Source organism: Streptomyces sp. SAS_281 (assembly GCF_052542855.1).
On sequence record NZ_JBMNDO010000125.1, the window covers coordinates 1 to 23957 of the forward strand.

Sequence of the window (23957 nt, forward strand, 5' to 3'; positions counted from 1 at the left end):
CCCCGGGGAAACCCCGGTGCCCCGGCCCTTTGCCTGCCGACGGCTACGCGCTCATCGCGCGAAAGCCCGTCAGTTGTCGTCCTCGTCGATCAGGAACCCGCGCATCGGCGACGGCGCCTGCTGCATCGGCTGCGGCGCCTGCGGCCGCACCGGCGCCATCGGCTGCGTCATCGCCGGCGACATCTGCTGCTGACCGCCGTACGACGGGCCACCGCCCATGGACGGGTTTCCGCCGCCCATCGGCTGACCGCCGTGGTTGCCGCCCATCGTGTGCCCCATGGCACCCGCACCGGCCGGAGCCAGCGAAGGCGACGGCGGCAGCGACGCGGCGGCCGGGGTGCGCGGCGGAGCCAGCGAGTCGTCGGCCTGGGTCTCCAGCTGGCGCAGCTGGCTCTCCAGGTAGGACTTCAGACGCGTCCGGTACTCGCGCTCGAAGCCCCGCAGGTCCTCGACCTTGCGCTCCAGCGTCGCGCGGGCCGACTCCAGCGAGCCCATCGCCACGCGGTGCTTCTCCTGCGCGTCCCGCTCCAGCGCGTCCGCCTTGGCGCGGGCGTCCCGCTCCAGGCCCTCGGCGCGGCTGCGCGCCTCGCCGACGATCTTGTTGGCCTCGGAACGGGCCTCCGCGATCGCCTGGTCGGCGGTCTGCTGCGCCAGGGACAGGACACGGGCGGCGCTGTCGCCACCGGGGCCCTGCTGCTGCATCTGCGGCGGGGGCTGCATCTGCTGCATCTGCTGCTGCGGGTTGTGACCGCCCATGGGACCGCCCATCGGGCCGCCCATGGGACCACCCTGCATCGGGCCGGGGCCGTGCGGGCCCTGCGGACCGGGGCCGTGCGGGCCCTGGGGGCCGTGGCCGCTGGGACCGGCGGGCAGCTGCGGAGCACCACCGGGCAGCTGGGGGGGACCCATCTGCGGGGGCTGCTGCTGGACCGGCGGGCCCGATATGGCGGCGGGCACCGGGGCACCCGGCCGCTCCTGCTGCTCCGGCGGCTTGCGCATGCCCTGCTGCTGGTTCTGCGCGGCGGCACGCGTGGCGGCGGCCAGCTTGGCGCGCAGGTCCTCGTTCTCACGGAGCAGGCGGGTCAGCTCCGACTCGACCTCGTCGAGGAAGGCATCGACCTCGTCCTCGTCGTAGCCCTCTCGGAGGCGGACTGTCGTGAACTGCTTGTTCCGCACATCCTCGGGAGTCAGCGGCATCTCTTCTTCACCTCTACGTAGTCGTCGGCAGTCGGCAAGACCGTATCGCTCACAGCCTGATCACGATGCTGATCAGAATGGAAACGATGATCATCAGAACGAAGAAGGACAGGTCGAGTGCCACGCCCCCGAGACGCAGCGGCGGGATGAGCCGCCGCAGGAGCTTGAGCGGTGGATCGGTGATCGTGTAGGTCGTCTCCAGGACGACCACCATCGGCTTGCCCGGCTGCCATGAACGTGCGAACTGGAAGACGTAGTCCATGACAAGCCGGAAGATCAGCACGATGAGGAAACACATCAACGCGATGTAGACAACACTTTGTGCGACGCCCATCTCTCGCGCTTCCCTCTCCCCTGGCTCTCGTAGCACCGGCCTCTCGGCCGGGTTGTTCCCGGTGTCGTGTTCTCAGCTCTGGTTGAAGAATCCGCCCTCTGCGATGCGGGCCTTGTCCTCCGCCGTGACATCGACGTTAGCAGGCGACAACAGGAACACCTTCTGTGTCACTCGCTCAATGCTGCCATGGAGACCGAAGACGAGTCCCGCGGCAAAGTCGACAAGTCGCTTCGCGTCCGTATCGTCCATCTCCGTGAGATTCATGATCACCGGAGTGCCCTCACGGAAGTGTTCCCCGATGGTACGGGCCTCGTTGTACGTCCTGGGGTGCAGCGTCGTGATCCGGTAGGGCTCGCGCTCGGACACGACCTTGGGCATGATCACCGGTGCGTTCTTCTCCATGTTCGGACGTTCAGGTGTGATGGATGCCACGGGTGCGATCCGGGCGGGTCGCTCACGCTCCGCCGGGATCTGGACCGGCTCCCGCTGCGCCGGCGGCTGGACCGCGCGTACCGGTTCGTCGCGCTCCCGGTCCCGCTCCACCTGATGCGCGGGCTGGTGCCGGCGCCGGTCGCGCTCGGGCTCCGGCTCGGGTTCGAATTCGTCGTCGGGGTCGAACCCCGGGCCGTCGTACCCATCGTCCTCCACGAGGCCGAGGTAGACCGCCATCTTGCGCATCGCGCCGGCCATGCTCTGAGTCCTCCGCTCTGTGGTGGATCGGCATCTGTCACCAAGTGCCCGCGATCCACTCCGGCCTCCCCGCCCTGGGCGGTAATGACCATATTTTCTGCTGTGGTCCGACTTGTTTGGCGACGTTACCCGAGCCCGGGGCGGACTCCGAGTACCGCAGTACCGACGCGCACATGTGTCGCTCCGGCCGCGATCGCGTCCTCGAGGTCCGCACTCATCCCTGCAGAGACCATGTTCGCAGCCGGATGGTTCCCGCGCAGCCGGGATGAGAATTCCATCAGCCGGTCGAACGCGGCCCGTTGCCGCCCGGCGAAGGGGCCGGCGAGCGGCGCGACAGTCATCAGCCCGTCCAGCCGGAGCCCGGGCGCGGCGGCGACCGCGTCCGCCAACTCCTCGATCCCGTCCGGTGCGACACCCCCGCGGGCCCCCCGCTCGCCGCTCTCCGCGTCGAGGGCGACCTGGATGAGGCAGCCGAGTTCGCGCTCGCGGCGCTCGGCCGCCGCCGAGAGGGCGGTCACCAGCTTCGTACGGTCCACCGATTGCACGACATCGGCATAACCGACCACGGAACGGACCTTGTTGGTCTGCAACTGACCGACAAAGTGCCAGGAGAGGGACAGATCCGCACACTCGGCAGCCTTGGGGGCGGCGTCCTGGTCGCGGTTCTCCGCGACCTGACGCACACCGAGTCCGTGCAGAATCCGCACATCGCTCGCGGGGTAGGTCTTGGTGACCACGAGCAGGGTCACCTCCTCCCGCGCGCGCCCGGCCGCGACGCAGGCCGAGGCGATCCGTTCCTCCACGCGCGCCAGATTCGCGGCGAGTTGTTCCTTGCGTTCCGTCATGCCCTATCAGTCCAGCCAGACATATCCGGCGAGCCGCCCGGTGGTGCGGTCGCGTCGGTACGAGAAGTGGTCGCCCGATTCCAGGGTGCAGAGGGGCGAAGCGTGCCGGTCGGTGACGCCGAGCTCCGCCAGCTGGGCGTGCACCCCGCCCGTGACGTCCACCGCCGGGGTGCCCCAGCTGGTCTCGGACCAGGAGCCGGGCACGCTCGCGGCGACCTCGTCCCGCATCACGGCCGGCACCTCGTAGCACCGCCCGCAGACGGCCGGCCCGGTCCGCGCGGTGATCCGGGAGACCTCCGCGCCCAGCCGGACCATGGCCTCGACCGCGGCCGGAACGACCCCGGCGACCAGGCCCGGCCGCCCGGCGTGCGCCGCCGCGACGACGCCGGCCTCCGGGTCGGCGAGCAGGACGGGCGTGCAGTCGGCGGTCAGCACGGCGAGCGCGAGCCCGCGGCGCGCGGTGACCACCGCGTCGACGGCGGGGATCTCCGCCGCCTCGCCCCAGGGTCCGTGGACCACGGCCACGTCCCGGCCGTGGACCTGGTTCATCCAGACGACTCTCGCCGGGTCGAGCCCCCGGTCGCGCGCGGCGCGCTCGCGGTTGGCGAGAACGGCGGCGGGGTCGTCGCCGACCGCGCCGCCGAGGTTGAGCTCCGCGTACGGGGCGGCGCTCACTCCGCCCCACCTGTCGGTGAAGGAGAAGTGAGCGCCGCCCCGCGAGAAGACAGAGACCGTCCGACTCACTGCGTCATGCGGACCTATCACTTCAAGAAGTCCGGTACGTCCAGCTCTTCGGCCTGGGAGTCCGAGTAGGGACGGGCCGGCGGGACGTGCGGCGGCGAGACGACCGGCGGAAGGTGGGTCTCACCCGACACCGGAACCGGCTCGCCCTGCACCGGCGGCTCCTCGCGCGGCGGCACGGAACCGAGCCCGCCGGACTGGCGCACCGGCTCGGGCGCGGCCCGGACCGGCGTCGGGGCCGGCTCCTCGCGCTTGGCGCTGTTCGCGCCGAGGACGTTCTCCCGCCTGGCCGGCGGCTGTCCGCCGTCGAAGCCCGCCGCGATCACGGTGACCCGCACCTCGTCGCCGAGGGCGTCGTCGATGACCGCGCCGAAGATGATGTTCGCCTCCGGGTGGGCCGCCTCGCTCACCAGCTGGGCGGCCTCGTTGATCTCGAAGAGACCGAGGTCGCTGCCGCCGGAGATGGAGAGCAGGACACCGCGGGCGCCGTCGATGGACGCCTCCAGGAGCGGCGAGGAGATCGCCATCTCCGCGGCGGCCACCGCGCGGTCGTCGCCGCGGGCGGAGCCGATGCCCATGAGCGCTGAACCGGCCTCGGACATGACCGACTTGACGTCGGCGAAGTCGAGGTTGATCAGGCCAGGGGTGGTGATGAGGTCGGTGATGCCCTGGACACCCGAGAGCAGCACCTGGTCGGCCGACTTGAACGCGTCGAGCACGCTGACCTGGCGGTCCGAGATGGACAGCAGCCGGTCGTTGGGGATGACGATAAGGGTGTCGACCTCTTCGCGGAGCTCGGCGATGCCGTCCTCCGCCTGATTGGCTCGGCGCCGGCCCTCGAAGGTGAACGGGCGGGTGACCACACCGATCGTCAGGGCGCCGAGCGAGCGCGCGATGTTGGCGACGACGGGTGCGCCACCGGTGCCGGTGCCACCGCCTTCGCCTGCGGTGACGAAGACCATGTCGGCCCCCTTGAGGACCTCCTCGATCTCCTCACGGTGGTCCTCTGCCGCCTTACGACCGACGGCCGGGTTCGCCCCGGCGCCGAGGCCGCGGGTGAGTTCGCGGCCGACGTCGAGCTTGACGTCGGCGTCGCTCATCAACAGGGCTTGCGCATCCGTGTTGATCGCGATGAACTCGACGCCCTTGAGACCGACCTCGATCATTCGGTTGATGGCATTGACACCACCGCCGCCGACACCGATGACCTTGATGACTGCGAGGTAGTTCTGCGGTGCTGCCACGTCGAAGGCCTCTCGCCTCGAGTTACGTGTCGTCGCTTGGCGGTGATCCCGCCGCGACGACGGATGCCGATTGGGACGGTCCGAACGCCGACCCAAACCCTAACGTTCAAGTTTAGGGTTACCAGTGTGTCTGCTTCATGGACTCTTCCGAACAGGACACTAAGTCGACAAGTGGCGCACGTTCAACGAACACGCCGAACCTCCCGTTTTTCTTTTCACCCTATGTGATCACCCGTAGCGCTGACCAACCAGGGTGCTGGCCAGGCCAAATACGCGTCAACCACCCGACACCGCAGGAGCGGTGGGGGCACTCACGTCGAAGTGTCCCGCTTTGGGTGCGGCCTTCATGAGAGCGGTGAGGACTTTCGCCTTCACCGCCCCCGCTCCACCACTTCCCCACATCACCGTGCGGTCCCCACTGAGTTCCAGGGAGATGGCGTCGTACGAGTCGACCCGGACGACCCGGGTGTCTTCCGCGACGCCGTCCGGGAGGTCACCCGCGACCCGGACCGCTTCCCGCACCAGCCGGTCGGCGCCGAAGCGGCGCAGGCTCGCGGAACGGCCCGTCGCCACCTCCAGCAGGGGCACCCGCCCGGGCGACTTGTCCACCGTCGCGAACTGCACGCCTTCGTCGTCCACTTCGATGAACTTCGCACCCTTTTTCACCAGAAGGACCGGCTTTCGCTCGGTCACCTTAAGTCCGATGCCGTGCGGCCATGACCGAACGACATCCACCTCGTCGACACGAGGCAACTTCTGGCGCAACCTCTTCTCGATGGCGTCGGTGTCCACGGAGACGAGCGGGGCACCCATCGGCACCGCCGCCGCGCGCTCCACTTCGACGGGCGTCAGCACCCGCACCCCGGTGATCCTGACCTGTTCGACCCGCAGCCAGGAGGAGCCGTACAGCGCCCAGACGACGCCGGAGCCGAGCAGCAGCACGACTCCGGCGATCAGGAGCAGCAGCCGGCGGGAGACACGGCGCCCCTCGGGGCGTGGGCCAGGCGGCCGGTCCGCGGCGCTCTCCCGCTTCCCTGCACCGCGCTGGGCGGTCGTCGGTCCGGCCACGCTCGCTCCTTATGCCGGGCCCGGGAGCCACCGCCCCCGGACCCGCCCGCCTCACGCGTTACGGCGTGCGGCAATCGCCTCGTACACCATGCCGACCAGCAGATCGTCGGCGTCCCGGCGGCCGAACTCGGCGGCAGCCCGGGACATCTCATACAACCGGTGCGGATCGGACAGCACCGGGAGGACGTTGCCCTGCACCCACTCGGGGGTGAGCGCGGCGTCGTCCACCAGCAGTCCGCCACCGGCGTTGACCACCGGCTGGGCGTTGAGCCGCTGTTCGCCGTTGCCGATGGGCAACGGGACGTAGGCGGCGGGCAGTCCGACGGCGGAGAGTTCGGCGACGGTCATCGCACCCGCGCGGCAGAGCATCATGTCGGCCGCCGCGTACGCGAGATCCATCCGGTCCACGTACGGTACCGGGATGTAGGGGGGCATCCCGGGCATGTTGTCCACGCGCGGCAGTTCGTTCTTCGGCCCGACCACGTGCAGGATCTGAATGCCGGAGCGCTGGAGCAGCGGGGCGACGCGCTGCACCACCTCGTTGAGGTGGCGGGCGCCCTGCGAGCCGCCGGAGACCAGCAGCGTCGGCAGGTTGGGGTCGAGACCGAACGCCGCGCGCGCCTCGGGCCGGACGCGGGCCCGGTCGAGGGTGGCGATCGTGCGGCGGAGCGGGATGCCGATGTAGCGGGCGCCGCGCAGCTTGCTGTCCGGCGTGGAGACGGCGACACCGTGCGCGTACCGCGAGCCGATCTTGTTGGCCAGGCCGGGGCGGGCGTTGGCCTCGTGGACCACGATCGGGACACCGGCGCGCTTGGCCGCGAGATAGCCCGGCAGGGCCACGTAACCGCCGAAGCCCACCACGCAGTCGGCCCCGGTGCGTTCCAGGATCTGCTCCGCGGCCTTGATGGTGCCGCGCAGCCGGCCCGGGACGGTGATGAGTTCGGGGGTGGGCTTGCGCGGCAGCGGTACGGCCGGGATCAGCGCCAGTTCGTACCCCCGCTCGGGTACGAGTCTGGTCTCGAGTCCGCGCTCCGTGCCGAGAGCGGTGATCCCCACGCTCGGGTCCTGCCTGCGCAGGGCGTCCGCGAGGGCAAGCGCGGGCTCGATGTGGCCGGCGGTCCCCCCGCCGGCGAGTACGACATGCACCGAATTTCACCGCTCTCCGGACGGACGCTTCTTGACGCGCCGTCTCATCGTCTTCCATCTCACCCCGGGCCTCCGCACGGCCAGGGCCGCCTTCGCGGCGGGCTCGTCCCGCGCGAACGCGATCAGCAGCCCGACGGCGAACATGGTCGGCAGCAGGGCCGACCCCCCGTACGAGAACAGCGGGAGCGGGACACCGGCGATCGGCAGCAGACCGAGCACCGCACCGATGTTGATCACGGCCTGCGCCGTGATCCAGGTGGTCACACCTCCCGCTGCGTACCTCACGAAGGGGTCCTCCGTGCGTCCGGCCACGCGGATACCCGCATAGCCTAGAGCCGCGAAGAGGGCGAGCACCGACAGCGTCCCCGCCAGCCCCAGTTCCTCCCCGGTGATGGCGAAGATGAAGTCGGTGTGCGGTTCGGGAAGTTGGCCCCATTTTTCCACACTCGCGCCGAGGCCGGAACCGAACCATCCGCCCGACGCCAGAGCATAGATGCCGTGCACGGCCTGCCAGCAGGAGCCACCGGGCCCGGGCTCGCTGGCCCCCATGCAGTCCAGCCTGGACATGCGGTTGGGGCTGGTCTTGATCAGCAGGAAGCCGATGAGCCCGGCGGTGGCGAGCACGCCGGCGAACAGCCGGGTGGGCGCCCCGGCCAGCCAGAGCAGCCCGAACAGGATGGCCGTGAGAATGATCGCAGTACCCATGTCGCCGCCGAGCATGATGAGCCCGAGCAGCATGAAGGCGACGGGCACCAGCGGCACCAGCATGTGCTTCCACTGGGTCAGCAGCCGCTTGTCCTGCTTGCGGGCGAGCAGGTCGGCCCCCCACAGCACGAGCGCCAGCTTGCCGAACTCGCTGGGCTGGAGCTGGAAGGGCCCGCCCAGGTAGAGCCAGTTGCGGTTGCCGTTGACCGACATCCCTATCCCCGGCACCTGGACCAGGACCATCAGGAAGACGGCGCCCATGAGCAGCGGGTAGGACAGCGCGCGGTGCAGCTTCACCGGCATCCGGGCGGCGGCCGCCATCAGCCCGGCCCCGATCACGGCGGCCAGGAACTGCTTGCGGAAGAAGTAGGTGCCGGGCTTGCCGAGCTCCAGCGCCTTGATCATCGAGGCGGAGTAGACCATCACCAGGCCCAGCACGGTGATCAGCAGTCCGGCGCCCAGGATCACGTAGTACGCCGTCAGCGGGCGGTCCCAGGCCCGTCGTGCCCGTTCGTACAGCCGGCGCACTCCGCCGCCGCGCGGGCTGCGGGGGCTGCCGGTGCTCCGGGCCCGCACCGACGCGGGCCGCCGGGCCTTGGCAGCGGGCCGTACCCGCACGCTCTCTTCGGCCGGCATGTCCCTGTCCCCTCCACTGCTCGTGCCCGGGGCGCGGCGGCCGGGCCCGTCAGACGCTCTCGGCGGCGCGGGCGCGGACGGCGTCCGCGAATGCCTCGCCCCGCTTGTTGTAGTTGACGAACATGTCCATGGAGGCGCAGGCCGGGGCCATCAGTACGGTGTCCCCCGGCCGGGCGAGCCGTGCGGCTTCGCGGACCGCCTCGGACATCGCCCCAGTGTCGGTCCGGTCGAGGTCGACCACGGGTACCTCGGGGGCGTGTCGCGCGAGGGCTTCGCGGATCAGGGCCCGGTCCGCGCCCATGAGCACGACGCCCCGCAGCCGCTTGGCACAGCCGGTCACCAGCTCGTCGAAGGTGGCGCCCTTGGCCAGGCCGCCGGCGATCCAGACGATGGAGTCGTAGGCGGCGAGCGAGGCTTCGGCGGCATGCGTGTTGGTCGCCTTCGAGTCGTCCACGTACGCGACCCCGTCCACGTCCGCGACGTGCTCGATGCGGTGCGGGTCGGGGCGGAAGTTCCGCAGTCCGTCCCGCACGGCGGCGGGTTCGACGCCGAAGGCGCGGGCCAGGGCGGCGGCGGCCAGGGCGTTGGCGATGTTGTGCGGGGCCGGCGGATTGACGTCGGCGACCTCGGCCAGCTCCTGGGCCTGCTTCTGGCGGTTCTTCACGAACGCCCGGTCAACCAGGATGCCGTCCACCACGCCGAGCTGCGAGGGCCCCGGCGTACCGAGGGTGAAGCCGATGGCGCGGCAGCCCTCCTCGACGTCGGCCTCGCGCACCAGGTCCTCGGTGGCCGGATCGGCCGCGTTGTAGACGCAGGCGACGCGGTTGCCCTCGTAGATCCGGCCCTTGTCGGCGGTGTACGCCTCCATGGAGCCGTGCCAGTCGAGGTGGTCGGGGGCCAGGTTGAGCACGGCGGCGGAGTGGGCGCGCAGCGAGGGCGCCCAGTGCAGCTGGTAGCTGGAGAGTTCGACGGCGAGCACGTCGTACGTCTCCTCGCCGAGGACGGCGTCCAGCAGGGAGACGCCGATGTTGCCGACGGCGGCGGTGCGCAGCCCGGCGGCCTCCAGGATGGAGGCGAGCATGCGTACGGTCGTGGTCTTGCCGTTGGTGCCGGTGACCGCGAGCCAGGGGGCCGGCTCCCGGCCGTCCTGGCCGCGCAGCCGCCAGGCGAGTTCGACGTCGCCCCAGACCGGGACGCCCGCATCGGCGGCTGCGGCGAACAGCGGCTTGCCGGGCTTCCAGCCGGGGGCGGTGACGACGAGTTCCGTGGACGGGGGCAGGGTGTCGCCGTCGCCGAGGCGCACGGTGATGCCCTGCGCCTCCAGCTCGGCCGCCTGGGCGCGGGAGCGCTCGTCGTCGCCGTCGTTGACCACGGTGACGACGGCGCCGAGGCCGTGCAGCACCCGGGCCGCCGGGATTCCGGAGACCCCGAGCCCGGCGACCGTGACGTGCTTGCCCTGCCAGTCCACGTTGCTCACTTCTTGGCTGCCCATCCTGCGTAGAAGAGGCCGAGTCCGACGATCACGCACATGCCCTGGATGATCCAGAAGCGGACCACGACAAGGACTTCGGACCACCCCTTGAGTTCGAAGTGGTGCTGGAGCGGGGCCATGCGGAAGACGCGCTTGCCGGTCATCTTGAACGAGCCGACCTGGATGACGACGGACATCGTGATCATCACGAAGAGGCCGCCGAGGATCGCCATCAGGAACTCGGTGCGGGAGCAGATCGCGAGGCCGGCGAGCGCGCCGCCGAGGGCGAGCGAGCCGGTGTCCCCCATGAAGATCTTGGCCGGCGAGGTGTTCCACCAGAGGAAGCCGAAGCAGGAGCCCATCAGCGCGGAGGCCACGACCGCGAGGTCGAGGGGGTCACGCACTTCGAAGCAGGCACTCGGGTTCGTGAGGGTGGTGGCGTTGGCGCAGGACTCCTGGAACTGCCAGAGCCCGATGAAGGTGTACGCGCCGAAGACCATCACCGACGCGCCGGTGGCCAGGCCGTCCAGACCGTCCGTCAGGTTCACGCCGTTGGACATGGCGAGGATCATGAACAGCGCCCAGACGACGAAGAGCACCGGGCCGATCGACCAGCCGAAGTCCTCGACGAACGAGAGCTTGTCGGAGGCCGGGGTGTTGCCGCGGGCGTCGGCGAACTGGAGCGAGAGCACCGCGAAGGCGATCCCGACTATCAGCTGGCCGGCCATCTTCGCCTTGGCCCGCAGACCCAGCGAGCGCTGCTTGACGATCTTGATGTAGTCGTCCAGGAAGCCGACGAGTCCCATGCCGGTCATCAGGAAGAGGACCAGCACACCGGAGAAGCGCATCTCCTCGCCGGTGATCACCTTCGCCAGGAAGTACGCGATGAGCGTCGCCAGGATGAAGGCGATGCCGCCCATCGTGGGCGTGCCCTTCTTGGACCCGTGGGTACGCGGGCCGTCGTCACGGATGAACTGCCCGTATCCCTTGCGGGCCAGGAGCTTGATCAGCAGCGGCGTGCCGACCAGGGTCAGGAAGAGCCCGATGGCTCCCGCGAAGAGGATCTGCCTCATCGGCCCGCGACCTCGCCCTCGGTCGCGTTCTCCAGCAGTGCTGTGACGACCTGTTCGAGGCCGACCGACCGGGACGCCTTCACCAGCACCACGTCTCCCGGGCGCAGTTCCCTGCGCAACAGGTCGACGGCAGCCTGTGCGTCGGACACGTGCACCGACTCCTCACCCCACGAACCCTCGTTGTATGCGCCCAGTTGCAGCCAGGAGGCTTCTCTGCCCCCGACCGCGACGAGCTTGCTGACGTTGAGCCGGACGGCGAGCCGTCCGACCGCGTCGTGCTCGGCGAGCGAGGCGTCGCCGAGCTCGGCCATCAGGCCGAGCACCGCCCACGTACGACGCCCCTTCCCCATGGCGGCCAGCGCGCGGAGCGCGGCCTTCATGGATTCGGGGTTGGCGTTGTAGGCGTCATTGACGAACGTCACGCCGTCCGGACGCTCGGTGACCTCCATGCGCCAGCGGGAGAGGGTGCCCGCCTCGGAGAGCCCTTCGGCGATCTCGTCTGCGGACAGGCCCAGCTCATGGGCGACGGCGGCCGCGGCGAGCGCGTTCGACACGTGGTGCTCACCGTACAGGCGCATGGTCACCTCGCTGCACCCGGTGGGTGTGTGGAGGCGGAACGCGGGGCGTCCGTCGTCGGTGAGGTGCACGTCTTCGCCCCGTACGTCCGCATCCGCTCCCTCGCCGAAGAGGACGACGCGGGCCTTGGTACGGGAGGACATGGCGCGTACGAGGGGGTCGTCGGCGTTGAGCACGGCGATGCCGTCCTCGGGCAGCGACTCGACCATCTCGCCCTTGGCCTGGGCGATCTGCTCCTTGCCGCCGAACTCGCCGATGTGCGCGCTGCCGACGTTGAGCACGAGGCCGATGCGCGGCGGGACGAGTCCGGTGAGGTAGCGGATGTCCCCGATGTAGCGGGCTCCCATTTCGAGCACCAGGTGCTTGGTCTCGTCGGTGGCGCGCAGCGCGGTGAGCGGCAGGCCGATCTCGTTGTTGAGGTTGCCCTCCGGGTAGACGGTGGGCCCCTTGCGCTCCAGGAGTTGGGCGATGAGGTCCTTGGTGGAGGTCTTGCCCGCGGAGCCGGTGAGGGCGACGACGGTGGCGCCGAGGCGGCCGACGACGGCGCGGGAGAGCGCGCCGAGGGCGGCCACGACGTCGTCCACGACGATCGCGGGCACACCGACGGGGCGGGTGGCCAGGACGAGGGCCGCGCCCGCCTCGACGGCGCGCTCGGCGTAGTCGTGGCCGTCGGCCCGTTCGCCGGCGAAGGCGACGAAGAGGCTGCCGGGGGTCACCTTGCGGGAGTCGATGACGACGGGCCCGCTGACGGTTGCCGACGGATCCGGTATGGCGTGCGTCTGCCCGCCGACGATTTCGGCGATCTCGGCGAGGGAAAGGGCGATCACTTGGTCATCCCTGACTGTTGTTCTCGTGGTGGGAGGCACGGGGTCCGGCGCCTTCGTGCCCCAGGGAGCGCTCGATGGCCTCGCGCAGGACGACCCGGTCGTCGAAGGGGCGGACGACGCCGTGGACGTCCTGGCCCTGCTCGTGGCCCTTGCCGGCGACGAGCACGGTGTCACCGGGCTCGGCCCGGGCCACCGCGGCGGCGACGGCAGCGGCGCGGTCGGCGTCGACCAGGACGTCGCCGCGCTCGTGGACGGGCACCTCGGCGGCGCCCGCGAGCATGGCCGCGAGGATGCCCAGGGGGTCCTCGGAGCGGGGGTTGTCGGAGGTCAGCACGGCGGTGTCGGCGAGCCGGGCGGCCGCCGCGCCCATCGGGCCGCGCTTGGTGGTGTCACGGTCGCCGCCGCAGCCGAGGACGATGTGCACCTTGCCCTTGGTGACCTTGCGCAGGGAGCGCAGCACGGACTCGACGGCGTCGGTCTTGTGCGCGTAGTCGACGAGCGCGAGGTAGGGCTGTCCGGCGTCGATCCGCTCCAGCCGGCCGGGGACGCCGGGCACGGTCGCGATGCCGTCGGCCGCGGTCTGCGGGTCGATCCCGGCGACGGCGAGGGTGACGATCGCGGCCAGGGTGTTGGCGACGTTGAACGGGCCGGGCAGCGGGGCCTTGGCGTCGGCCCGCCGGCCGTCGGGACCGACGACGGTGAAGGTGGAGCCGAGCTGGCCGACGACGACGTCCTCGGCGCGCCAGTCGGCGTCCGGGTGGCCCTCGGCGGAGAAGGTGGTGATGGGCACGGATGCCTCGGTGACGAGCCTGCGGCCGTACTCGTCGTCGTAGTTGACGACGCCCCGCTTGCTGAGCCGCGGGGTGAACAGCTGGGCCTTGGCCTGGAAGTAGTCCTCCATGCCGGAGTGGAACTCCATGTGTTCCGGGCTGAGGTTGTTGAAGACGGCGACGTCGAAGACGCAGCCGTCGACCCGGCCGAGGACCAGCGCGTGGCTGGAGACCTCCATGGTGACGGCGTCGGCGCCGCGTTCGCGCATGACGGCGAACAGGGCCTGGAGATCGGTGGCTTCGGGGGTGGTGCGCTCGGACTTGATGCGCTCGTCGCCGATCCGCATCTCCACCGTGCCGATGAGCCCGGTGGCGCGTCCGGCGCCGCGGAAGCCGCCCTCGACCAGGTAGGCGGTGGTGGTCTTGCCGGAGGTGCCGGTGATGCCGACCTGGAGGAGGCCGGTGCCGGGGTGGCCGTAGATCTCGGCGGCGAGTGCGCCCATCCGGCCGCGCGGGTCCTCGGTGACCAGGACCGGCACACCGGTGGCCCGGGCGCGGTCGGCGCCGGAGGGGTCGGTGAGGATGGCCGCGGCTCCGAGGCCGGCCGCCTGGGTGGCGAAGTCGGCGCCGTGCAGGCGGGCGCCCGGCAGGGCCGCGTACAGGTCTCCGGGGCGCACGGCCCGGGAGTCGTGGGTGATGCCGGTGATGTCGCCGGTGCCCGGCGGTTCGACTCCCAGCCGCTCTGCCAGCGTGACCAGGGAGATGGGCCGCAGGCGGTCCGGGCGGGGCGCTCCCGGGTAGTTCACAGGCGCGTCCTTCTGGGTCGTTCGGAACTGTTCGGCGTGGGGCACGGCGGTGAGCGTACCGGGCTCACCCGGCCTCTCGCGAAGCGAGGGACCGGGTGAGCGGAGGTTCTCGTTCCGGTTCCCGGGGTCGGGGGTGATGGTTGTCACTGGTGTCTCCGCGAGTTCACTCGCCGGTTCCGAAGAACACCGGCAGCTTGGCCGGCGCGTGGCCGGACGGGGGTGTCTGAAGCGTCTTGAGGGCGAATTCCATGACCTGCTTGTAGATGGGTCCGCAGGTCTGGCCGCCGAAGTGACTGCCCTTGGTGGGGTTCTGGATCGCGCAGTAGACGGTGACCTGGGGGTCGTCGGCGGGCGCGAATCCGGCGAAGGACGCGGTGTAGCCGTGGTAGCCGCCGCGCAGCGGGTCGACGCGGTTGGCGGTGCCGGTCTTGCCCGCGACCCGGTAGCCGGGGATCTGGGCCTTGGTGCCGGTGCCCTCCTGGTCGGCGACCACGGATTCGAGCATGGTGGCGAGGGTCTTCGCCGTCTTCTCGCTGACCACGCGCGTCTGTTCGGGCGCCTCGGCCGGGGTGAAGCGGCCGTCCGGGCCCCTGGTACCGCGTACGAGCGTCGGTTCGACGCGTACGCCGCCGTTGGCGATGGTCGAGTAGATCGAGGCGGCCTGCATGGCGTTGAGGGACAGGCCCTGGCCGAACGGGATCGTGTACTGCTGCGAGGTGGACCAGTCCTCGGGCTTGGCGAGGAGGCCGGCCGTCTCGCCGGGGTAGTCGAGCCCGGTGGGCGATCCGATGCCGAATTTCCTCAGATAGGAGTACAGCACCTTGTTCGCCTCGGCCTGCGTCCTGCCCAGTTCGCCGGTGGCCATGATGGTGCCGATGTTGCTGGACTTGGCGAGTACGCCGTTGAGCGTCAGCTGCCAGGTGGCGTGGTCGATGTCGTCCTTGAACAGGCGGTCGCCGCGGTGCAGCCGGTTGGGGACCGTGACGTGCGTGAGGGGCGTGGCGGCGCCCTCTTCGAGCACCGCTGCCATGGACATCACCTTGCTGGTGGACCCGGGCTCGTAGACGTCCTGGAGGGCCGCGTTGCCGAGCGAGGCGGCGTCGGCCTGCGAGAGGTCGTTGGGGTCGAAGCCGGGGGCGTTGGCCATGGCGAGGACCTCGCCGGTGCGGGTGTTCTGCACGATGACGTAACCGCGGTCGGCCCCGGACTTCGCCACCTGGTCGGAGATGGCCTTCTGGGCCGCCCACTGGATGTCGCGGTCGATGGTCAGCTCGATGTCGGAGCCGGGGACCGCGGGGACCTCCTTGGTGCCCGCGGTGGGCACCCTGCGGCCGCCGGACTGGGCGTACTTGATGGTGCCGTCCTCGCCCGCGAGCTCCTTGTCGAGCTGGGATTCGAGGCCGCCGGCGCCCTTGCCCCCGGCGTTGACGTAACCCAGTATCCCGGCGGCCAGGGTGCCGTTGGGATAGACCCGCTTGGTGGTGGCCTCCTGGAAGACGCCCGCCAGCACGTTGGCGCCGGGCCCGCCGGCCGCCTTGTCCTTCGCGGCCTTCTCGGCGAAGACGGACTTGAGGTCCTTGATCTGCTTCCAGACCTGCGGGGTCTGCCTGCGCGCCAGCACCGTGTACCGGCTCCTGGGCTTGGAGAGCTTCTTGACCAGTCCGTCCGCGTCGACCCCGAGGATCGGCGCGAGCAGGGCGGCGGCCTGCTGGGGGGCGTCGGGCGCCTTGCTGTCGGCCGGCGTGAACATCTTGGGGTCGGCCGTGATGTCGTACGCGTCCACGCTGGTGGCCAGCGCGATGCCGCTGCGGTCGGTGATCTCACCGCGCTCCGCGGCGACCGTGTAGCTCAGATAGCGGTTCGTCTCGGCCTTCGCGGCGTACGCGTGGGCGTCGACGGCCTGGACCTGGAGGAGCCGTACGACGAACGCGATCATGACGAGCGTCAGGGCGAGGCTGACCAGCCGCAGCCGGGGGCGCGGACTGCCCAGCCGCAGCGGCCGTGCCGGGCGGGCGGCACGGGGCGTACCTCCGCGCGGCGCGGCGGACGGGGGCCGCCGCCGCTGCTGGGGGCGGGGGCGGCCGGACGCCGCGGAGGCGTTGCGGGGACGCGCGGGGCCGGGTACCCGGCGGCGCGGCGGTTCCTTGGGGGGCACTGCGTCACCTGCCGGGGCTCGTGGAGGGCTGGGCTGCCGGTGTGCCGGAGGGCGTCGGTCCGACGGGCCCGGGCGCCGGGGTGCCGGCGGCCGGGCCGGTGGGGGTGGGCGTGGGGGTGGGCGTGTTCGGCGGGGGCGCGAGGACCGGGGCCGGGGCGGCCTTGGACGGGACGCCCCGGACCTTGCCGTCCGGGTCGAGGAAGGCGGGGCTGCCGCCGGGGACCATGCCCAGCTCACGGGCGCGGCGGGCCAGGGCGTCGGGCTCGAAGGAGGCGTCGACGTCGCGCTGGAGCGCCTGCTCCTCGTCGGTCAGTTCGGTGGTCCGCTTCTTCAGCTCGCTCAGCTCGAAGGAGCCCTCGTTGAGCGCGGAATTGAGCAGCAGCAGCGTGATCAGGCCGCCGCCGAGGAGCACCACGACCAGCAGGACGAACGGGGTCCGGGCGGCGGTGCTCGGCCCGGCGGGCATCAGCCGGGTGAGCCGTGCGACGCGCCCTTGTCGCTGCCCGGCCGGTTTGCTCACCGCGCCGCTCCGTCCCCGGCGCGCACGGCCGTCCGCCGGCTCACCGCTCGTCCTCGCGGATGCGCTGGGCGCCGCGCAGCCGGGCGGGGGCGGCGCGGCGGTTCTCGGCCACCTCCTCCTCGGTGGGGAGTTCGGCGCCCCGGGTGAGGAGCTTCAGCCGGGGCTGGTAGCGCTCGGGGACGACGGGCAGGCCGGGCGGTGCCGTGTTGGCGGCGCCCGCCGCGAGGACCTGCTTCACGAGCCGGTCCTCCAGGGACTGGTACGAGAGGACCGCGATGCGCCCGCCGACGGCGAGGGCGGCCACGGCGGCCGGGATGGCCCGCTCCAGGACGGTGAGCTCCCCGTTGACCTCGATGCGCAGGGCCTGGAAGGTGCGCTTGGCGGGGTTGCCCCCGGTACGCATGGCGGCCTGCGGCAGGGCCTCGCGGATCAGCTCGACGAGCCGGGCGCTGTTGGTGAAGGGCTCCTTCTCGCGCTCGCGCACGACGGCGGAGACGATGCGCTTGGCCTGCTTCTCCTCGCCGTACGCGCGCAGGATGCGCACCAGTTCGCCCGGCGGGTAGGTGTTGAGGACCTCGGCGGCGCTCATGCCGGTCGTCTGGTCCATGCGCATGTCGAGCGGTGCGTCGCGGGCGTAGGCGAAGCCCCGGTCGGACTCGTCCAGCTGCATGGAGGAGACACCGAGGTCGAACAGGACGCCCTGCACCTTGGGGATGCCGAGCCGGTCGAGCACCTCGGGCAGTTCGTCGTAGACGGCGTGCACCAGGGTCGCGCGGTCGCCGTAGGGGGCGAGCCGCTCGCCGGAGAGCCGCAGGGCCTCCTTGTCCCGGTCGAGGGCGACCAGCCGGGCGGTGGGGAAGGCGGCGAGCAGCGCCTCGCTGTGGCCGCCGAGGCCGAGGGTGCAGTCGACCACCACGGGGGGCTGCGGGCCGGGGGCCTCCAGAGCCGGTGCCAACAGGTCCAGGCATCGCTGGAGCATCACCGGGACGTGTCGGGTCTGGCTCATGCGCCCTCTCAGGCTCAGCTCCCGGGTGGCGGGACGTACGGCCTGGTCCCCGCCCGCTCGCGAAGGGGAGGTCCGCCGGCGCCGGGGAAGGGGCGTCAGCCGACCGGCGAGCGGGAGAGGGCCGGGCCGTACGTACGCCGCGCACACGGGTGAAAGTTCGAAATGTGCAGGGTGTCGGTAACTTCCCGTCACTTTAGTCCACCCTGCCACTCGATCGATTCCCGATCAATCAACCCGACAGCGCGTCGGCCGTCGCGCGTTCACCCGCGCGGGTGGCCGGAGCGGGCTTGTGGATTACCTCACAACAAGCACCGTTGACGTTTTTTGTCCGCTTCCCTCTCGCCCCGGGGCAGGTGGGGAGGACTAACGTCTTGAGCATGTCGACTTCCGCGCACTCCCCCGCCCCCACCGTCACCGACCGCCTGGTCGAGGCGAACAGCCGTTACGCGGCAGAGTTCAAGGACCCCGGTATGGACGCCAAGCCGGTGCTCCAGGTCGCCGTGGTCGCCTGCATGGACGCCCGTCTGGACCTGCACAAGGCCCTCGGCCTGTCGCTGGGTGACTGCCACACCATCCGCAACGCGGGCGGCGTGGTCACCGACGACGTCATCCGGTCGCTGGCGATCAGTCAGCGGGCCCTGGGCACCCGCAGCATCGTCCTGATCCACCACACGGGCTGCGGCATGGAGTCGATCACGGAGGACTTCCGCCAGGAGCTGGAGCACGAGGTCGGACAGCGGCCGTCCTGGGCCGTCGAGGCGTACACCGACGCCGACCAGGACGTGCGGCAGTCGATGCAGCGGGCCCGCACCTCGCCGTTCCTCAAGCACACCGACGACGTGCGCGGTTTCGTCTTCGACGTGACCACCGGCAAGCTGCGCGAGGTCCTTCCCGCCTCCTGACGGAAGGCCCGCGTGGTGGCGGACCACCACCTTCCGGTGACGAAATCCTCACCCAATCCGACATATCACCCCTGGTTGTCCACAGGCGAGTGACACGGAGCGGTAACGGCAACAAGAATGCGTGAGTGACACCCCGCCGGACCATGTCCGGCGCGGTGTCCGCAATTCGGGGTGGGCCGGGCCGCACGAGGGCGCCGGCCCGTGACTGGGGAGATCCCCTGCTCCTGGTGAGCGTGGGGCGGGGCCGAGGAGGGCCGGGGTGACGACCTATGACGATCGAGCGAGCCTCACAGATCTGACCACCACCGTCGATCGGGTGCGCGGGTCGATGGAGGCCGTGATCGAGGGCAAGCCCGAGGTCGTGCGGCTTTCGCTGACCGTGCTGCTCGCGGAGGGCCACCTCCTGATCGAGGACGTCCCGGGGGTGGGCAAGACGATGCTGGCCAAGGCGCTGGCCCGGTCCGTCGACTGCTCGGTGCGGCGCATCCAGTTCACGCCCGACCTGCTGCCCTCGGACATCACCGGCGTGTCCATATTCGACCAGCAGCGCCGGGACTTCGAGTTCAAGCCCGGCGCGATCTTCGCGCAGATCGTGATCGGCGACGAGATCAACCGCGCCTCGCCGAAGACCCAGTCCGCGCTCCTGGAGTCGATGGAGGAGCGCCAGGTCACCATCGACGGGCACACCTACGAGCTGCCCGAGCCCTTCATGGTCGTGGCGACGCAGAACCCGGTGGAGATGGAGGGCACGTATCCGCTGCCCGAGGCCCAGCGCGACCGGTTCATGGCCCGGGTGTCGATCGGCTATCCCAGCGCGGAGGCCGAGCTGCGGATGCTCGACGTGCACGGCGGCCTCTCGCCGCTCGACGACCTCCAGCCCGTGGCGCACGCGCACGACATCGTGAAGCTGATCGAGGCGGTACGCGCGGTCCATGTCGCCGAGGCGGTCCGCAGATACGCGGTCCAGCTCGTCGCGGCCACCCGGAGCCACCCCGACCTCCGGCTCGGCGCCTCCCCGCGCGCCACGCTGCATCTGCTGCGCGCCGCCAAGGCGTCCGCCGCGCTGGCCGGCCGCGACTACTGCCTGCCGGACGATGTGCAGGCCCTGGTCGTCCCGGTGCTCGCCCACCGGCTGCTGCCCACCGCGCAGGCCCAGCTCAACCGCCGCACCGCCGAGCAGGTGGTGCGGGAGATCCTTCATCAGACCCCGGTGCCCACGGCCTCCGGCGGTGCCGGCGCCCAGGCCCCCGCCTATCCGGCCGGCCCGGCGTACGGCGGAGCGCAGCAGCCCGGCGCGCGGCGTCCGTGATGGCCGCGTCGGGGGCCGTCGCGGTGGACGGCGGCGACGACAGGGGCGGCGTGCGGGCCGCTTTCGGCGGTCTCACCACGCGCGGGCGGTCCTTCCTCGCGGCCGGGATCGCGGCGGCGGTCTGCGCCTACGCGCTGGGCCAGGGCGACCTGCTGCGGGTCGGGCTGCTGCTCGCCGTACTGCCGCTGGTCTCCGTGACGGTGCTCTACCGCACCCGCTACCGGGTCACGGGCACCCGCAGGCTCTCCCCGTCACGTGTCCCAGCCGGCTCCGAGGCCCGCGTCCACCTGCGCATGGACAACATCTCGCGGCTGCCCACGGGGCTGCTGATGCTCCAGGACCGGGTGCCGTACGTGCTCGGGCCGCGGCCCCGGTTCGTGCTGGACCGGGTGGAGGCCGGCGGGCGCCGCGAGGTGTCCTACCGGGTCCGGTCCGACCTGCGCGGGCGCTACCCCCTCGGCCCGCTGCAACTGCGGCTGAGCGACCCCTTCGGCATGTGCGAGCTGACCCGCTCGTTCAGCGCCTACGACACCCTGGTCGTGGTCCCCCGTACCGAACCCCTGCCCCCCGTGCCGCTGGCCGGCGAGTCCTCCGGATACGGCGAGGGGCGCCAGCGGTCCCTGGCGCTGGCCGGTGACGACGACGTGATCCCGCGCGGTTACCGCCACGGGGACGATCTGCGCCGGGTCCACTGGCGTTCCACCGCGCGCTACGGCGAGCTGATGGTGCGCCGCGAGGAGCAGCCGCAGCGCGCCCGGTGCACGGTTCTGCTGGACACCCGGCGGACCGCCTACCGGGGGACGGGGCCGGACTCCGCGTTCGAATGGGCGGTCTCCGGGTCGGCGTCCGCGCTGGTGCACATGCTGGAGCGCGGCTTCGCGGTCCGGCTGCTGACGGACTCGGGGAACGCGGTGCCGGGCGAGGGCGAGGGCGGTTTCGCCGGCGCCACCCAGGCCACCGCGGACGCGGCGGGGCTGATGATGGACACCCTCGCCGAGATCGAGCACTCCGACGGCGGGGGCCTCTCCCGCGCCCATGACGTACTGCGCGGGGGCGGCGAGGGACTGCTGATCGCCTTCCTCGGCGACCTGGACGAGGAGCAGACCGGTATGGCCGCCCGGATGCGGCAGCGCAGCGGCGGGGCCGTGGCCTTCGTCCTGGACAGCGCCGCCTGGGTGAACGACCAGTCGGCCGCCACCCGGGAGGCGGCGGAGCGGCGGCTGCGGCTGCTGCGCGAGGCGGGGTGGACGGTGGTGCCGGTGGAGCCCGGCGTGCGGCTGGCCGAGCTGTGGCAGCTGGCGGGCCGGCACGCGGCGGGGGCCGGGACGGCCGGTCCGGCGGGTTTCGGGGGCTGGGCATGAGGGGGCGGTCATGAGCGGCCGGGGCCGGCTGGCGCTGGCCGCCTTCGCGGCGACGCTGATGGCGTCCTGTTCGATGCTGCCGCTGGTGGACCCGTTCAGCTGGATCGTGCAGGCGGCGTTCCTGCTGGCCGTGCAGTGCGGGGTGGGCATGCTGGGCCGCCGGGTGCCGTTGCCCCGGCTGCTGACGGCCGGTGTCCAGGCGCTGGTCATGGTGGTGCTGCTGACCGTGGCGTTCGCCCGCGAGCAGGCGTTGGCGGGCGTGCTGCCCGGACCGCAGGCCCTGCGGCAGCTCGCGGACCTGCTGACAGCCGGCGGGGGCGACGTCGGGCGGTACGCGATCCCGGCACCGGCGACCCCGGGCATCCGGCTGATGCTGGTCGGCGGTGTCCTGCTGGTCGGACTCGTGGTGGACACGCTGGCGGTGACGTTCCGCAGCGCGGCGCCCGCCGGGCTGCCCCTGCTGGCGCTGTACTCGGTGGCCGCCGGGCTGGCGGAGAGCGGCGCGAGCTGGCTCTGGTTCCTCCTGGCCGCCTGCGGCTACCTGCTGCTCCTCCTGGCCGAGGGGCGCGACCGGCTCTCCCAGTGGGGCCGGGTCTTCGCCGGGGCCGCGCGGCCCCGGGACGGATCGGCCGGCGGGCTCGACACCTCGGGCGGCGGGCGGGCGCTCGCCCCGGTACGCACGGGGCGCCGGATCGGGGCGGTGGCCCTCGGGATCGCGCTGGTCGTGCCCGCGGCGCTGCCGGCGCTCGACGGCGGCCTGCTGGCCGGCACGGGCGGCGGGAACGGCAGGGGGGGCGGGGGCGGCACGATCTCCGCGGTGAACCCGCTGGTCTCGCTCCAGGACAACCTCAACCAGCCGGAGAACCGGCAGGTGATGTCGTACCGCACCAACGCGAGCAGTCCGGGTGACTTCTATCTGCGCATCCTGGCCCTGGACCAGTTCAACGGGAACGAGTGGCGTGCCTCGACGCGCGGGCTCCAGGACGTGCCGAAGCGGTTGCCGACCCCGGCCGGCCTCTCCTCGTCCGTCGCGGTCACGGAGATCAGGTCGACCGTCTCGGCGTCGGCCTCCTACAAGCAGACGTATCTGCCGCTGCCCTACCCGGCGTCCGAGGTGCGGGTCGGCGGCCGGTGGCGCTTCGAGCCCGAGGGCCGCACTCTCGTCGGTGACGACGGGGAGACCACCGGCGGCGCGCAGTACACGGTGACCAGTCTCGACGTGCAGCCGACGTCCGACCAGCTGGCCCATTCGGGCGCGGTGCCGGAGAAGTTGCTGCGCGAGTACACGCAGGTGCCCGATTCGCTGCCGGCGGTGGTCGCGCGGACGGCCGGCGAGGTCACCGAGGGGGCGGCCAACTCCTACGAGCGCGCGGTGAAGCTCCAGGACTACTTCTCCACCGACGGCGGGTTCACCTACGACACCTCGGTCGACTCCGGTACGGGCAGCGCGGCGATCGCCCGCTTCCTGAAGGACAAGCAGGGCTTCTGCGTCCACTTCTCGTTCACGATGGCGGCGATGGCCCGGACGCTGGGCATCCCGGCCCGGGTCGCGGTGGGCTTCACACCGGGCAGCGCGCAGGCGGACGGTTCGTACACGGTGGGTCTGCGGGACGCGCACGCCTGGCCCGAGCTGTACTTCGAGGGGATCGGCTGGACGCGCTTCGAGCCGACGCCCACGCGGGGCTCCGTCCCGTCGTACACCCTGCCCGACGCGCCGTCCGGTGACACGGCGGACCCGGCCCGGCCGGAGGCGGACGCCTCGGCGCCGGTCGCGGCCGCGCCGTCCGCTTCGGAGAGCTGCCCGGTGCAGATGCGCAGGCAGGGCGAGTGCGGCCAGTCGGCGGCGCCCGGTGCCGCCGCGCCGACGGACCCGGGGACACCGGCCGGCACGGTGCTGGGCGTGGCCGCCGCGGTGGTGCTCGTCCTGGTGCTGCCCCTGCTGCCGATGTTCTGGCGGTTGCGGGCGCGGGCCCGCCGCCTGGGTTCCTCGGGCGGCCGCACCCCCGCCGACGCGACCGCGCGGACGCTGGCGGTGTGGCGGGAGGTCACCGACACGGCGTGGGACCACGGCATTCCCCCGGACGAGGCGCTGACCCCGCGCCGGGCGGCCGAGCGGCTGGTGCGCCTGGGCCGGCTCGACACGGAGGCGGCGGACGCGGTGCACCGGATCGCGGGTGCGGTCGAGCAGGTGCTCTACGCCCGCGAGCCGCGCCCGGCGTCGGGCCTCGCCGAGGACGCGCGGGCGGTACGGACCGGTCTGGGCCTGTCGGCCGGCCGCCCGGACCGCCTCCGCGCGCTCCTCGCCCCCCGCTCGTCCGTACGGGTGGCCTGGGCCCTCTCGAAGCGCCGGACGACCCTGGCCGCCCGCTTCCACCTGCCGCCCCGCCCGTCCTGGACCCGCCGCCCGAACCGCCAGGAGGGCTGAGGGGGCCGCCCGCGGTCAGGGGCGGGTCGGGGTGCGCCGCGCCGCGGGCCTGGGGCCGCCCGGCCGCCCGCGCCCGGGCCGCACCCGTCCGCATCGCACCGCATCGGTGCCGGCCTCCCGAGGTCCCCGCATGCGTGAAGGGGCGGCCGC

At 72.0% G+C, this 23957-nt stretch carries 20 protein-coding genes; 4 read left to right on the forward strand and 16 right to left on the reverse strand.

The annotated features are described in order from the left end of the window. Nucleotides 1–69 precede the first annotated feature (69 nt). From ACN6LM_RS32010 to rsmH, 16 genes are all read right to left on the reverse strand, one after another. Nucleotides 70–1197, reverse strand: coding sequence for a DivIVA domain-containing protein (locus ACN6LM_RS32010; protein ID WP_383298513.1), 1128 nt, complete (start codon nt 1195–1197; stop codon nt 70–72). Nucleotides 1198–1246: 49 nt separating this feature from the next. Further along, the gene (locus tag ACN6LM_RS32015) at nt 1247–1531 is read right to left on the reverse strand and encodes a YggT family protein (RefSeq protein ID WP_445068912.1); all 285 of its coding nucleotides are present in this window, start codon (nt 1529–1531) and stop codon (nt 1247–1249) included. 72 nt (nt 1532–1603) lie between these two features. Next, a complete protein-coding gene (locus ACN6LM_RS32020; protein WP_018104459.1) occupies nt 1604–2221 on the reverse strand; it encodes a cell division protein SepF in 618 nt (205 codons plus the stop codon). A 125-nt stretch (nt 2222–2346) separates the two neighbouring features. After that, nucleotides 2347–3066: a YggS family pyridoxal phosphate-dependent enzyme gene (locus ACN6LM_RS32025; RefSeq protein ID WP_445068913.1), complete on the reverse strand. Its 720-nt coding sequence runs from the start codon at nt 3064–3066 to the stop codon at nt 2347–2349. Between the two features lie 6 nt (nt 3067–3072). Beyond that, complete coding sequence (gene pgeF / locus ACN6LM_RS32030; protein ID WP_445068914.1) at nt 3073–3831, reverse strand: peptidoglycan editing factor PgeF; 759 nt, start codon at nt 3829–3831, stop codon at nt 3073–3075. Beyond that, on the reverse strand, nt 3828–5051 hold the full coding sequence (gene ftsZ, locus ACN6LM_RS32035; protein WP_445068915.1) for a cell division protein FtsZ: 1224 nt from the start codon (nt 5049–5051) through the stop codon (nt 3828–3830). Before ftsZ ends, pgeF begins: the two co-directional genes overlap by 4 nt. A gap of 276 nt (nt 5052–5327) precedes the next feature. Beyond that, on the reverse strand, nt 5328–6119 hold the full coding sequence (locus ACN6LM_RS32040; RefSeq protein WP_445068916.1) for a cell division protein FtsQ/DivIB: 792 nt from the start codon (nt 6117–6119) through the stop codon (nt 5328–5330). Nucleotides 6120–6170: 51 nt separating this feature from the next. After that, nucleotides 6171–7265 carry an undecaprenyldiphospho-muramoylpentapeptide beta-N-acetylglucosaminyltransferase gene (gene murG, locus ACN6LM_RS32045; protein WP_136315289.1) on the reverse strand — a complete coding sequence of 365 codons (1095 nt, stop codon included), beginning with the start codon at nt 7263–7265 and terminating at the stop codon, nt 6171–6173. A gap of 6 nt (nt 7266–7271) precedes the next feature. Then, entirely contained in the window at nt 7272–8606 is a 1335-nt protein-coding gene (ftsW, locus tag ACN6LM_RS32050) for a putative lipid II flippase FtsW (RefSeq protein ID WP_445068917.1), read from the reverse strand. A gap of 49 nt (nt 8607–8655) precedes the next feature. Then, nucleotides 8656–10083 (reverse strand): UDP-N-acetylmuramoyl-L-alanine--D-glutamate ligase, encoded by a 1428-nt coding sequence (gene murD, locus ACN6LM_RS32055; RefSeq protein ID WP_445068926.1) that lies wholly within the window; start codon nt 10081–10083, stop codon nt 8656–8658. Then, a complete protein-coding gene (mraY, locus tag ACN6LM_RS32060; protein WP_143622512.1) occupies nt 10080–11150 on the reverse strand; it encodes a phospho-N-acetylmuramoyl-pentapeptide-transferase in 1071 nt (356 codons plus the stop codon). The genes murD and mraY overlap by 4 nt, the downstream gene beginning before the upstream one ends. Continuing rightward, nucleotides 11147–12553 carry a UDP-N-acetylmuramoyl-tripeptide--D-alanyl-D-alanine ligase gene (locus ACN6LM_RS32065; protein WP_445068918.1) on the reverse strand — a complete coding sequence of 469 codons (1407 nt, stop codon included), beginning with the start codon at nt 12551–12553 and terminating at the stop codon, nt 11147–11149. The genes mraY and ACN6LM_RS32065 overlap by 4 nt, the downstream gene beginning before the upstream one ends. A gap of 4 nt (nt 12554–12557) precedes the next feature. Continuing rightward, nucleotides 12558–14276, reverse strand: a complete 1719-nt coding sequence (locus ACN6LM_RS32070) for a UDP-N-acetylmuramoyl-L-alanyl-D-glutamate--2,6-diaminopimelate ligase (protein ID WP_445068919.1) — start codon at nt 14274–14276, stop codon at nt 12558–12560. A 16-nt stretch (nt 14277–14292) separates the two neighbouring features. Continuing rightward, nucleotides 14293–16284, reverse strand: coding sequence for a peptidoglycan D,D-transpeptidase FtsI family protein (locus tag ACN6LM_RS32075; protein ID WP_445068920.1), 1992 nt, complete (start codon nt 16282–16284; stop codon nt 14293–14295). A gap of 4 nt (nt 16285–16288) precedes the next feature. Then, the gene (locus ACN6LM_RS32080) at nt 16289–16750 is read right to left on the reverse strand and encodes an FtsB family cell division protein (RefSeq protein WP_445068927.1); all 462 of its coding nucleotides are present in this window, start codon (nt 16748–16750) and stop codon (nt 16289–16291) included. 94 nt (nt 16751–16844) lie between these two features. Further along, the gene (rsmH, locus tag ACN6LM_RS32085; RefSeq protein ID WP_445068921.1) at nt 16845–17810 is read right to left on the reverse strand and encodes a 16S rRNA (cytosine(1402)-N(4))-methyltransferase RsmH; all 966 of its coding nucleotides are present in this window, start codon (nt 17808–17810) and stop codon (nt 16845–16847) included. 377 nt (nt 17811–18187) lie between these two features. Between rsmH and ACN6LM_RS32090 the strand changes: the two genes are divergently transcribed. The 4 genes from ACN6LM_RS32090 to ACN6LM_RS32105 all read left to right on the forward strand — a co-directional run bounded on the left by ACN6LM_RS32090 (nt 18188) and on the right by ACN6LM_RS32105 (nt 23807). Continuing rightward, nucleotides 18188–18712 (forward strand): beta-class carbonic anhydrase, encoded by a 525-nt coding sequence (locus ACN6LM_RS32090; protein WP_445068922.1) that lies wholly within the window; start codon nt 18188–18190, stop codon nt 18710–18712. A gap of 259 nt (nt 18713–18971) precedes the next feature. Next, a complete protein-coding gene (locus ACN6LM_RS32095; protein ID WP_445068923.1) occupies nt 18972–20021 on the forward strand; it encodes an AAA family ATPase in 1050 nt (349 codons plus the stop codon). Further along, the gene (locus tag ACN6LM_RS32100) at nt 20021–21382 is read left to right on the forward strand and encodes a DUF58 domain-containing protein (RefSeq protein ID WP_445068924.1); all 1362 of its coding nucleotides are present in this window, start codon (nt 20021–20023) and stop codon (nt 21380–21382) included. The genes ACN6LM_RS32095 and ACN6LM_RS32100 overlap by 1 nt, the downstream gene beginning before the upstream one ends. 10 nt (nt 21383–21392) lie before the next feature. Then, the gene (locus ACN6LM_RS32105; protein WP_445068925.1) at nt 21393–23807 is read left to right on the forward strand and encodes a transglutaminase TgpA family protein; all 2415 of its coding nucleotides are present in this window, start codon (nt 21393–21395) and stop codon (nt 23805–23807) included. Nucleotides 23808–23957: the final 150 nt, after the last annotated feature.